General features: G+C 65.8%; 10 protein-coding genes. 2 read left to right on the forward strand and 8 right to left on the reverse strand.

All coding sequences use genetic code 11. From position 1 onward, the window contains the following. Positions 1-72: 72 nt before the first annotated feature. From LV475_RS08935 to orn, 7 genes are all read right to left on the reverse strand, one after another. Entirely contained in the window at positions 73-363 is a 291-nt protein-coding gene (locus tag LV475_RS08935) for an acyl carrier protein (protein WP_136866122.1), read from the reverse strand. Continuing rightward, complete coding sequence (serS, locus tag LV475_RS08940; protein ID WP_136866123.1) at positions 360-1,640, reverse strand: serine--tRNA ligase; 1,281 nt, start codon at positions 1,638-1,640, stop codon at positions 360-362. The genes LV475_RS08935 and serS overlap by 4 nt, the downstream gene beginning before the upstream one ends. A gap of 62 nt (positions 1,641-1,702) precedes the next feature. Then, positions 1,703-2,185 carry a transcription elongation factor GreA gene (greA, locus tag LV475_RS08945; RefSeq protein WP_136866124.1) on the reverse strand — a complete coding sequence of 161 codons (483 nt, stop codon included), beginning with the start codon at positions 2,183-2,185 and terminating at the stop codon, positions 1,703-1,705. Then, positions 2,182-5,415 (reverse strand): carbamoyl-phosphate synthase large subunit, encoded by a 3,234-nt coding sequence (gene carB / locus LV475_RS08950; RefSeq protein WP_136866125.1) that lies wholly within the window; start codon positions 5,413-5,415, stop codon positions 2,182-2,184. Before carB ends, greA begins: the two co-directional genes overlap by 4 nt. 56 nt (positions 5,416-5,471) lie before the next feature. Further along, a complete protein-coding gene (gene carA / locus LV475_RS08955; protein ID WP_231505734.1) occupies positions 5,472-6,626 on the reverse strand; it encodes a glutamine-hydrolyzing carbamoyl-phosphate synthase small subunit in 1,155 nt (384 codons plus the stop codon). A gap of 178 nt (positions 6,627-6,804) precedes the next feature. Further along, on the reverse strand, positions 6,805-7,617 hold the full coding sequence (gene dapB, locus LV475_RS08960) for a 4-hydroxy-tetrahydrodipicolinate reductase (protein WP_136866126.1): 813 nt from the start codon (positions 7,615-7,617) through the stop codon (positions 6,805-6,807). Between the two features lie 72 nt (positions 7,618-7,689). Then, the gene (orn, locus tag LV475_RS08965) at positions 7,690-8,235 is read right to left on the reverse strand and encodes an oligoribonuclease (RefSeq protein WP_136866127.1); all 546 of its coding nucleotides are present in this window, start codon (positions 8,233-8,235) and stop codon (positions 7,690-7,692) included. A gap of 282 nt (positions 8,236-8,517) precedes the next feature. Between orn and mgtE the strand changes: the two genes are divergently transcribed. Further along, positions 8,518-9,951 (forward strand): magnesium transporter, encoded by a 1,434-nt coding sequence (gene mgtE, locus LV475_RS08970; RefSeq protein ID WP_250106156.1) that lies wholly within the window; start codon positions 8,518-8,520, stop codon positions 9,949-9,951. Between the two features lie 10 nt (positions 9,952-9,961). Continuing rightward, a complete protein-coding gene (rsgA, locus tag LV475_RS08975) occupies positions 9,962-10,939 on the forward strand; it encodes a ribosome small subunit-dependent GTPase A (RefSeq protein ID WP_136866129.1) in 978 nt (325 codons plus the stop codon). Between the two features lie 28 nt (positions 10,940-10,967). Here rsgA and LV475_RS08980 read toward each other — a convergent pair whose 3' ends face one another. Beyond that, positions 10,968-11,312: a histidine triad nucleotide-binding protein gene (locus LV475_RS08980; protein WP_136866130.1), complete on the reverse strand. Its 345-nt coding sequence runs from the start codon at positions 11,310-11,312 to the stop codon at positions 10,968-10,970. Positions 11,313-11,569: the final 257 nt, after the last annotated feature.

The following is an 11,569-nucleotide window of genomic DNA, read 5'->3' on the forward strand; positions in this document are numbered from 1 at the left end:
AAAGGCCCGCCGTTTGGCGGGCCTTTTCACGTCTGGGTCACCTTGGGTGCCCACGAGCCGGGGCGCCGGGTCTCAGCCCGGTTGATCTACGCGCTCGCGAATGAAGGTCGCTACCGAGCCGAAGGTCTCGAACCACTCGGCATCGATCTCATCGTCGGACAACTGGATGTCGAAGCGGTCCTCGAGCGCGGTGAGCAGGAGCACCACGCCCATCGAGTCGAGCTCCGGAATCTCGCCGAACAGCCCGCTCTCCGGGGTGAAGCGCTGCTTGGGCCCGACAAGATCGAGTGTCTGGACGATCACGTCACGGACCGACACGAACAGCGGATCCCGTGCCGGGATGGCACTGGTGTTCGGCGTCATGCCCTCGCCTCGAGACGTTCGACCCCACCCATGTAGGGACGCAGGACCTCCGGCACGATGACGTCGCCGTTCTCGCACTGATAGTTCTCGAGCACCGCCACCAGGGTCCGCCCGACGGCCAGGCCGGAGCCATTGAGGGTATGTACCGGCTCGGGCTTGCCCTCGGCGTTACGGGTACGTGCCTGCATGCGGCGGGCCTGGAAATCGCGGGTGTTGGAACACGACGAGATCTCGCGATAGCGATCCTGACCCGGCAACCAGACCTCGAGATCGTAGGTCTTTGCCGCGGAAAAGCCCATGTCGCCGGTGCATAGCACCAACCGGCGGTATGGCAATCCCAGGGCGTTGAGGACCGTCTCGGCGTGCCCGGTCAGTTCCTCGAGGGCCCGCTCGGACTCGCCGGCCGGGACGATCTGGACGAGCTCAACCTTCTCGAACTGGTGCTGACGGATCAGCCCGCGCGTGTCACGGCCCGCCGCCCCGGCCTCGGAACGGAAGCACGGCGTGTGCGCCACCATCTTGAGCGGCAGCTCGTCCCGGTCGAGGATCCGGTCGCGCGCGAGGTTGGTCACCGGCACCTCGGCGGTCGGAATCAGGTACCACGGCGCGTCCCCCTCGAGGCGGAACAGGTCCTCGGCGAACTTCGGCAGCTGGCCGGTACCGAACAGCGAGTCGGCATGCACGATGAACGGCACTTGCACCTCGGTGTAGCCGTGATCGCGGGTATGCAGGTCCAGCATGAACTGGGCGAGCGCCCGGTGCAGTCGGGCCACCGGCCCGGACAGGGTGACAAAGCGCGCGCCGGTGAGCTTGGCCGCCGCCTCGAAATCCATGCCGGCCAGCCCCGCGCCCAGGTCGATGTGGTCGCGCACTTCGAAGTCGAACGACGGGATCTCGCCGACCGCGTGCATCTCGACATTGTCGTCCTCGCTCTCGCCAACCGGCACATCGTCGTCGGGCAGGTTGGGAATGCCGGCAAGAAAGGCGTCCAGTTCCTCGGCGATTTCGCCCAGCCTCGCCTTGGCGGCATCGAGGCGCTCGCCGAGCTCGCCAACCGCGGCGATCAGCGGCTGGATGTCCTCGCCGGCGGCCTTGGCCTTGCCGATCTTCTTGGACTCGGCGTTGCGCTCGGCCTGCAGCGACTCGGTCTCGACCTGCAGGGCCTTGCGCTCGGACTCGAGCGATTCGAAGCGCTCACGGTCGAAGGCAAACCCGCGTCGGGCCAGCCGCGCGGCGACATCGTCGGTTTCCTGGCGAAGAACTCGGGCGTCAAGCATGGGGAATCCAGCGGTTGCGAAGAACAGGCCGACCGGCACGCGTGCCGGGTCGACGCGTTAGGTCAGGCGAGGTACTCGACCTCGACGATCTCGAACGTCCGGGTGGTGCCACCCGGGGCATTGAAGGTGACCTCGTCACCCACCGACTTGCCGATCAACGCACGGGCGATCGGCGAATGGATCGAGATCAGGTTCTGCTTGATGTCGGCCTCGTCGTCACCAACGATCTTGTAGCGAATCTCCGAGTCGGTATCCAGGTCGAGCAGTTCGACCGTGGCGCCGAAGATCACCTTGTCACCCGGCGGCATGCGCGTGACGTCGATGATCTGCGCGTGCGACAGCTTGGCCTCGATCTCCTTGATCCGCCCCTCGACGAAACCCTGCTCCTCGCGGGCGGCGTGGTACTCGGCGTTCTCCTTGAGATCGCCCAGCTCGCGCGCCTCGGCGATCGCCGCGATGATGCGGGGACGCTCGACGCTGCGCAGTCGCTTGAGCTCTTCCTCCAGCTTGGCCGCACCGGCGGCCGTCATCGGGGTCTGGTTCATGCAACGCACTCCTTATGCAGGTCCTGCAGCCGGTTGACCGAGACCGGCTGGTGCAGGTACTTCAATGCCAGCGCCATGGCCTCCGCCCCGGCCAGGGTGGTGAAGTACGGGATACGGTAATGCAGCGCCTCGCGGCGGATCTCGTAGGAATCGCTACGCGACTGCTGGCTGTTGGAGGTGGTGTTCACGATCATGGCAATCTCCTTGTTCTTGATCATGTCCACCACGTTGGGCCGGCCCTCGGTGACCTTGTTGACCGTGGTCACGGCCAGCCCGTTCTCGTCGAGGAAACGCGCGGTCCCGCGGGTCGCCACCAGCGAGAAGCCCCACTCGACCAGTGCCTTGGCCACCGGCAGCATGCCCTTGTAGTCCTGCTTACGCACGGAGATAAACGCGGTACCCGAGAGCGGCAGCGAGTTGCTCGCCCCGGCCTGGGCCTTGGCGAACGCCTCGCCGAACTCGCGCCCGACGCCCATCACCTCGCCCGTGGACTTCATCTCGGGGCCCAGCAGCGGGTCGACGCCGGCGAACTTGATAAACGGGAACACCGCTTCCTTGACCGAGTAGAACGGCGGGATGCGTTCGGCGGTGATCCCTTGGCGCTTGAGGCTCACCCCGGCCATCGTGCGGGCGGCCACCTGGGCCAGCGGCACGCCGACCGCCTTGGAGACGAACGGCACGGTGCGCGAGGCACGCGGGTTGACCTCGATGATGTAGATGTCGTCGCCCTGGATGGCCACCTGGGTGTTCATCAGGCCGACCACGTTCAGCTCACGGGCCATTGCCTTGATCTGCTCGCGGACCCGATCCTGCACGGAGCGCGGCACGGTGTACGGCGGCAGCGAGCAGGCCGAGTCGCCCGAGTGGACGCCCGCCATCTCGATGTGTTCCATCAGCCCGCCGATCACCACGTCCTCGCCGTCACAGACGGCGTCGATGTCCATCTCGGTGGCATCGTCCAGGAAGCGATCGAGCAGCACCGGCGACTCGTTGGAGACCTTGACCGCGTCGCGGATGTAGCGCTTGAGCGATTCCTCGTCGTGGACGATCTCCATCGCCCGGCCGCCCAGCACGTAGGACGGGCGCACCACCAGGGGGTAGCCGATCTCGGCGGCCAGGTGAATGGCCTGATCGGCGGACTTGGCCGTGCGGTTGGGCGGCTGCTTGAGATCCAGCTTGTGGATCATGTCCTGGAAGCGCTCGCGGTCCTCTGCCCGGTCGATCGCATCCGGCGTGGTGCCGATGATCGGGGCGCCGGCCTTTTCGAGGTCGCGGGCCAGCTTGAGCGGCGTCTGGCCGCCGAACTGGACCACCACGCCTCGCGGCTTTTCGACCTCGATGATCTCGAGCACGTCCTCGAGGGTCAGCGACTCGAAGTACAACCGGTCGGAGATGTCGTAGTCGGTCGAAACCGTCTCCGGGTTGCAGTTGACCATGATGGTCTCGTAGCCGTCTTCACGCAGGGCGAGCGCGGCGTGCACGCAGCAGTAGTCGAACTCGATGCCCTGGCCGATGCGGTTTGGCCCGCCGCCGAGGATCATGATCTTGTCACGGTTGGACGGCTCGGCCTCGCAGAACGGCTCGTAGGTCGAGTACATGTACGCCGTCGAGGTGGGGAACTCGGCCGCGCAGGTATCGACCCGCTTGTAGACCGGGCGCACGCCCAGCGCGTGGCGATGCTTGCGCACGGTGCTCTCGGTCTCGTCGAGCAGCTTGGCCAGGCGGGCGTCGGAGAAGCCCAGGCGCTTGAGCTGGTACATCTGCCCGGTGCCGATCTCCTTGAGCTTGCCACCGCGCAATGCGTCCTCGGTGCGGACCAGGTACTCGATCTGGCGCAGGAACCACGGGTCGATGAACGAATGACGGTGGACACGTTCGACGTCGAAGCCGTGACGGAACGCATCCGCGACGTACCAGAGGCGATCTGCACCCGGCGAGTGCAGTTCGCGCACCAGCCGATCCTCGATGTCGTCGTCCGACAGGCTGCCCTCGAGCACCTCGTCGAGCCCGTCACGACCGATCTCCAGGCCACGCAGCCCCTTCTGCAGGGATTCGCTGAACGTGCGGCCGATCGACATCACCTCGCCCACCGACTTCATCTGCGTGGTAAGGCGGTCGTTGGCGGCGGGGAACTTCTCGAAGGTGAAGCGCGGGATCTTGGTGACCACGTAGTCGATGGTCGGCTCGAACGAGGCCGGGGTCGCGCCGCTGGTGATGTCGTTCTTCAGCTCGTCGAGCGTGTAGCCGATGGCGAGCTTGGCGGCGACCTTGGCGATGGGAAAGCCGGTCGCCTTGGAGGCCAGCGCCGAGGAGCGCGAGACCCGCGGGTTCATCTCGATGACGATCATGTCGCCGTTTTCCGGGTTGACCGCGAACTGCACGTTCGAGCCGCCGGTTTCCACGCCGATCTTGCGCAGCACCGCGAGCGAGGCGTTGCGCATGACCTGGTATTCCTTGTCGGTCAGGGTCTGCGCCGGGGCGACGGTGATCGAGTCGCCGGTGTGCACGCCCATCGGGTCGAGGTTCTCGATCGAGCAGATGATGATGGAGTTGTCGTTCTTGTCACGCACGACCTCCATCTCGTATTCCTTCCAGCCGAGCACCGACTGCTCGATCAGCAGCTCGTTGGTCGGCGAGAGGTCCAGCCCGCGACGGACCAGCTCTTCGTACTCCTCGCGGTTGTAGGCGATCCCGCCGCCGGTGCCGCCCATGGTGAACGACGGGCGGATGATCGCCGGGAAACCGATCTCCACCTGGGCCGCCACCGCGGCATCGAAGGTGTGCACGACGGTCGAGGCCGGCGTGGACAGGCCGATCTCGGTCATCGCTTCCTTGAAGCGATCACGGTCCTCGGCCATGTCGATGGCGTCCTGGCTCGCCCCGATCAGCTCGCAGCCGAAGCGATCGAGCACGCCGTGGCGGTAAAGGTCGAGCGCGCAGTTGAGCGCCGTCTGGCCACCCATGGTCGGCAGCACCGCGTCGGGGCGCTCCTTCTCGATGATCGCGCTGACCGCCTCCCAGGTGATCGGCTCGATGTAAGTCGCATCGGCCATCTCCGGGTCGGTCATGATCGTCGCCGGGTTCGAATTGATCAGGATGACCCGCAGGCCCTCCTCCCGCAGCGCCTTGCAGGCCTGGGCACCCGAATAGTCGAACTCGCAGGCCTGACCGATGACGATCGGCCCCGCGCCGATGATCAATACACTCTGGATATCGTTTCTCTTTGGCATGCTCGACTCACCTGCCAGCCATGGCTGGGCAGTTGGTTGTTCTTGAAAAGGCGGTGTCACTGACGGGCGTCGATGCTCTCGACGAACTGATCGAACAGCAGGTCGAGATCGTGCGGCCCGGGACTCGCCTCGGGGTGACCCTGGAAACTGAAGGCCGGGCAGTCGGTGCGGCGAATGCCTTGCAGGCTGCCGTCGAACAGCGACCGGTGCGTCGCCTCGAGGTGGGCGGGCAGGCTGTCTTCTTCGACCGCGAAGCCGTGGTTCTGGCTGGAGATCAGCACGCGCTTGCTGCGGATGTCCTGAACCGGGTGGTTCGCCCCGTGGTGGCCGAACTTCATCTTGCTGGTCTTCGCGCCACTGGCCAGCGCCAGCAGCTGGTGACCCAGGCAGATGCCGAAGAGCGGTATGCCGGTCTCGAGGAATCGTTCGATGTCACCGATCGCCTTGGTGCAGGCGGCCGGATCGCCCGGGCCATTGCCCACCAGGATGCCGTCGGGGTTGGCGGCCAGGAGCTCCTCAACCGGCGTGTCGGCCGGGAACAGCGTGACGCGGCAACCGCGATCGACGAGCTTGCGGAGGATGTTGTGCTTGAAGCCGTAGTCGTAGGCGACCACGTGGCGGGTGGCCTCGGGGCGATCGGACACGTCGACCCACCACGAGCCCTTGGCCCACTCGCGCACCTCGCGGGTGCCGACCTCGGGGATCAGGTCCATGCCCGCCAGGCCGGCGAACTCGCGCGCCTTCTCGATCGCGGCGGTGGCGTCCAGGTCCCCGCCGGCGACGATGCAGCCCTTCATCGCCCCCTGGTCACGCAGGCGGCGGGTCAGTTCGCGGGTATCGATTTCGGCGATGGCGACCACGCCGTGCTCGCGGCAGTAGTCCTCGAGGCTCTGCTCGCCGCGCCAGGAACTCATCTGGCCGGAATCGCGGATGACGAGGCCGGCCACGTGGACCGAGTCCGATTCGGCGTCCTCGGCGTTGATGCCGACGTTACCGATATGCGGGTAGGTCAGGGTCACGATCTGGCGGCGGTAGGACGGGTCGGTGAGGATCTCCTGGTAGCCCGTCATCGCGGTGTTGAACACCACCTCGCCCACGGACTCCCCATCGGCGCCGATGGAGGTGCCGTAAAAAACGCTCCCGTCTTCAAGAGCCAGGAGCGCCGTGTTGGCCGGGAGCCCGGTGTTCGCGTCTGAGACCGTGCTATCCAAGAACTTTCCCCCACTGAATTGTCGTGTCGCCCCGCCCGAGTCGGCGCCGGCCATCGAGGCAGTCGGCGTGCCTCGGTTTCGGGGCGCAATTATGACTGAAAGGCCCCGATGCTGTCCACGGCGGAGCACTTCCTGACGGGTCGGGCAAGGCCCTGCCGTCGCCGACGCCGAGGGGAGTTCAGACCGGCTTGAGGCCCAGCACGTGGCTCATGTCGTAGAGCCCGGCCGGCTTGTCGGCCACCCAGTGGGCGGCGCGCACGGCGCCCTTGGCGAAGGTCATCCGGCTCGAGGCCTTGTGCGTGATCTCGACGCGCTCGCCGATGCCGGCGAACAGTACGGTGTGATCACCCACCACGTCACCGCCGCGAATGGTGGAGAAACCGATGGTCTCCGCGGCCCGCTCGCCGGTGATGCCCTCGCGACCATAAATGGCGACCTGCTGCAGGTCGCGGTCGAGGGACTCGGCCACCGCCTCGCCCAGCCGCAAGGCCGTACCCGACGGGGCGTCCACCTTGTGGCGATGGTGCGCCTCGATGATCTCGACGTCGTAGTCATCGCCCAGCATGGTGGCTACCTGTCCCAGCACCTGCAGCAGCACGTTGATGCCGATGCTCATGTTGGGCGCGAAGACCACCGGGATGTCACGCGCGGCCTCCTCCAGCCGTTCCTTCTGGGCATCGGACAGGCCGGTGGTGCCGATCACGATGGCCCGCCCCGCCTCGCGGCAGATCTCGAGGTGGCGCATGGTCGCGTCGATGGAGGTGAAGTCGATCAGCACGTCGAAGTCGTCGCCGTGGCCCGGCAGGTCGTCGACGACCGGCACGCCGATCTGGCCGATCCCGGCGATCTGACCGGCATCCTGGCCGATGAGCGGGCTGCCACTGCGGGCAAAGGCCGCCCCCATCTGCGTGTGCCCACCCTGGTGGGCCGCCTCGATCAGGCGACGACCCATCCGGCCGTTGGCGCCAACAATCCCGACTCGTGTGCTCATGATCTTCTGTCCGACTCCAAAGGTTGTACTTGGGATGGCTTCTGGTTACCGAGGCGGCAAAGTCTACCAACCTTAGAGCTTGAAAAACCCGGCCCGGTAGTGGGAAAGCTCGGCAACCGACCCGCGGATGTCGTCCATTGCCTGGTGATTCGAGGGCTTGCGGAATCCGGCCAGCACGTCCGGTTGCCAGCGTCGGGCCAGCTCCTTGATCGTCGAGACGTCTAGGTTGCGGTAGTGGAAGTACGCCTCGAGCTCGGGCATCAGGCGGGCGAGGAAACGACGATCCTGGCAGATGCTGTTGCCGCACATGGGCGACTTGCCTTCCGGCACGTACTGGCGGAGAAACTCCAGTGTGCGCGTTTCGCCGCAGCGCAGATCGCAATCGCTCTGGCGGACCCGCTCGATCAGACCACTCTGCCCATGAACCCGCTGGTTCCACTCGTCCATGCCGGCGAGCATGGCCTCGGGCTGATGGATCGCCACCACCGGTCCCTCGGCGAGCACGTTGAGGTGCTTGTCGGTCACAAGGGTGGCAATCTCGATTATGGTGTCCCGCACCGGGTCGAGACCGGTCATCTCGAGATCGATCCAGATCAGATTGTCTTCCGGGGCGTGCATGGATTCTCTCCTGTCGATTGAGGGCGCGGAAACCGACGCCAGTGAGGCAGTACGGCGCGCTCGAGCCGCACAGAAGCCTAGCACGTCGAACCCCGCTCGCCGGTGAGCGCGACCGCGATCGGACCATGCACCCGGGCCGGCCCCGTCCGCTATACTGGCCGCGGCTCATCTAAGGAAACCCTGCTCGAATGCCATAACCACTCTGGCTTGGCCATTCGAGCAGAGTCTTCAACCACCGACGGGGCAGTCGCCTGCGTCCACACCGCCCGGAATCCGACGTTCATGGCCGAACTCACCGACACCGATCGCCAGGAAGAGCTCGATTCGCTGATTCACGAGATCCGCGACACGCTCTCCCAGCAGGTTGCCGCCGATCGCGGCGGCGAACCGGGTGACGTCGCCACGCCGCTTTCCGAGCTCACCAAGCATGACCTGGCCAAGCTGGCGCAGAAGATCGAGCGCCTGCATGCCGCCGACGTGGCCAAGGTGCTCGAGTCCCTGCCCCAGGACGAGCGACTGGTCATCTGGGAGCTGGTCCATTCGGATCGCGACGGCGAGGTCCTGCTCGAGGTGTCCGACTCGGTCCGGGACACCCTGATCGAGGTAATGGACCGCGAGGAGATCCTCAACGCCGCCTCGACACTGGATACCGACGAACTCGCCGACCTGGCTCCCGATCTCCCCGAGGGCATGATGCAGGACGTGTTCACCGCCCTGCCGATCGACGACCGCGAAAAGCTGCGGTTCGTCATGTCCTACGACGAGGACACCATCGGCGCGCTGATGGACTTCGACCTCGTTACCGTCCGGGGCGACGTGACCATCGAGGTCGCCCTGCGCTACCTGCGCCGGATGGACTCGCTGCCCGATCACACCGACAAGCTGTTCGTCACCGATCGAGATGGGTTGTTCGAGGGCGTGATCCATCTCAAGACGCTACTGATCAACGACCCGGAGACCCTGATCAGCGATGTCATGGAGCGCGACGCGGTGCGCTTTCATCCTGAAGACAAGGCGCGCGACGGCGCCGATGCCTTCGAGCGCTACGATCTGGTCAGCGCGCCGGTGGTCGACGAGGTCGACCGCCTGGTCGGCCGGGTCACCATCGACGCCGTGGTCGACTTCATCCGCGAGTCGTCCGACGAAGAGCGCCTCTCCCAGGTGGGTCTGTCCGAGGAAGAGGACATCTTCGCGCCGGTACGAAAGTCCGTGAGAAACCGCGCGCCCTGGCTGGCCGTGAACCTCGTCACGGCGATCGTCGCCGCCCAGGTGATCGGCCTGTTCGAGGGCTCGATCCAGCAACTGGTCGCGCTGGCCGTACTGATGCCCATCGTCGCGGGCATGGGCGGCAACGTCGGCAACCAGACCATCACCATGATCGTGCGCGAGTTGGCCTTTAGAAAACTCGGTGGCGGCGATATCCGCCTGCTCTATGGAAAGGAGCTGAAGGTTGCGCTGATCAACGGCGTGGTCTGGGGCGGCATCCTCGGCATCGTCACCTTCGCGATGTACCAGAACGCCGGCGTCTCCGCGGTGATGGTCGCCGCCGTCACCCTGAACTTCCTGAGCGCGGCCTTCTTCGGCGTGACCATCCCGATCGTGCGCACGCGCATGGGCCGCGACCCGGCATTGGGAAGCGCGGTGATGATCACGGCGATCACCGATTCGGGCGGGTTTTTCATCTTCCTCGGGCTCGCCACCCTGTTCCTGCTCTGAACCGGCCGCCATGACCCGCAAGATTCGCCTGAGCAAGCAGCAGCAGCGCCAGATCGATCGCCGACGGCGCGTCGACACGCAAGACGACACCCGCCTGACACCGGGTATCGTGGTCACCCATCACGGCCACGACCTGCTGATCGAGGACGCCGAGCATCACCTGCACCGGGGGCGCGCACGACGCACGGTGGGGCGCCTGACCACGGGCGACCGCATCCGCTGGCATCGCGACGAACAGGACAACGTGGTGATCGAGCAACGCGAGGATCGCCGCAATCTGCTGATCCGGCCCGACGCCTACGGCAAGAAGAAGATGATGGCCGCCAACATCGACCAGGTGCTGGTGGTGACCTCGGTGCTGCCGTGGATGAACCCGGACGTGGTCGAGCGGACCCTGGTCGCGGTGTTCGCCCTGCCGGCCACGCCCGTGATCGTGCTCAACAAGACCGACCTGCTCGCGGAGATCGGCGCGGCCGAGCGCGAGCGCATCGAGTCAACGGTCGCCCTGTGGGAGTCGCTGGGCTTCGAGGTGATCCGCACCTCGGTCAAGTCCGGCGAAGGAATCGAGACCCTGCGCTCGCGCTTGCACGATCAGATCACGCTGGCCGTCGGCCTCTCCGGCGTCGGCAAGACATCACTCTCACGAGAAATCACGCCGAGTGCGGATCAGGCCGCCATCGGCGAGATCTCGGCGTTCAATCGCGAGGGGACGCACACCACCCGCGCCAGCACGCTGTATCGCTTCACCGATGGCGAGGGTGGGCTGATCGATGCCCCCGGAGTGCGCGACTTTCCGGTCGAGGACGTCCCACCATCCGCCCTCGACGATGCCTTCCCCGAGATTCACGCCGCCTCGGCCTACTGCCGTTTCAACGACTGCCGCCACGTCAACGAGCCGGGATGCGCCGTGCGGGCCGGCGTCGCGTCGGGCGACATCCTCGAGCGCCGTCTCGCCCAGTATCAGGCCATGCGCCAGACTGGGAGCTGAACCGGGAACGCGCGAAGCATCGCGACAATCAGCCCGGCGGCCACTGCATCGCCCGCCCCCCGAGCAGGTGCAGGTGCAGGTGGTAGACCTCCTGGCCGCCATCGCGATTGCAATTGAACACGGTGCGGTAGCCCGATTCGTCGATGCCCTCCTGCGCGGCCAACTCCCGGGCGACAACGAACAGCTCACCCACCAGCGGCGCGTCCTCCGGCGCAATGTCGTTCACCGTCGGGATGGGCTTTTTCGGGATGATCAACAGGTGCACCGGCGCCTGCGGGTTGATATCGCGAAAGGCCAGTATCCGATCGTTCTCGAACACGATGTCGGCCGGTATTTCACGGTTGATGATCTTGCTGAAGATGGTCTCGCTCACGGTTGAGCCTCCCGGTCATGACACAGGTCGTTGAAGCGGAAACATGGCAAACGCCAGGAATCAGCGCAATGAAATGTTGCCCAGCTTAGCCTAAGTTCTTGTCTCCTCGGTCGAGCAACGGCGAGGCATCGCGGCACGCTACCCGTCCCGGCCGCCCCGATTGCTGGCGAACGAATTCATTAGTACACTACCTTTCTTTTGGCGCGGCAGCTCGCTGCCCCGCCGAGTGACTCCGTTGCGTCAACCCCAAGGCAGCC

Origin of the sequence: Guyparkeria hydrothermalis (genome assembly GCF_023555375.1) — a bacterium.
In the GTDB taxonomy this organism is placed as follows: Bacteria; Pseudomonadota; Gammaproteobacteria; order Halothiobacillales; family Halothiobacillaceae; genus Guyparkeria; species Guyparkeria hydrothermalis.

Bases quoted from the DNA above. Each gene is read 5' to 3' on its own strand.
- LV475_RS08935 (WP_136866122.1), bottom strand. From the start codon at position 363: ATGACGCCGAACACCAGTGCCATCCCGGCACGGGATCCGCTGTTCGTG.
- serS (WP_136866123.1), bottom strand. From the start codon at position 1,640: ATGCTTGACGCCCGAGTTCTTCGCCAGGAAACCGACGATGTCGCCGCG.
- greA (WP_136866124.1), bottom strand. From the start codon at position 2,185: ATGAACCAGACCCCGATGACGGCCGCCGGTGCGGCCAAGCTGGAGGAA.
- carB (WP_136866125.1), bottom strand. From the start codon at position 5,415: ATGCCAAAGAGAAACGATATCCAGAGTGTATTGATCATCGGCGCGGGG.
- dapB (WP_136866126.1), bottom strand. From the start codon at position 7,617: ATGAGCACACGAGTCGGGATTGTTGGCGCCAACGGCCGGATGGGTCGT.
- orn (WP_136866127.1), bottom strand. From the start codon at position 8,235: ATGCACGCCCCGGAAGACAATCTGATCTGGATCGATCTCGAGATGACC.
- mgtE (WP_250106156.1), top strand. From the start codon at position 8,518: ATGGCCGAACTCACCGACACCGATCGCCAGGAAGAGCTCGATTCGCTG.
- rsgA (WP_136866129.1), top strand. From the start codon at position 9,962: ATGACCCGCAAGATTCGCCTGAGCAAGCAGCAGCAGCGCCAGATCGAT.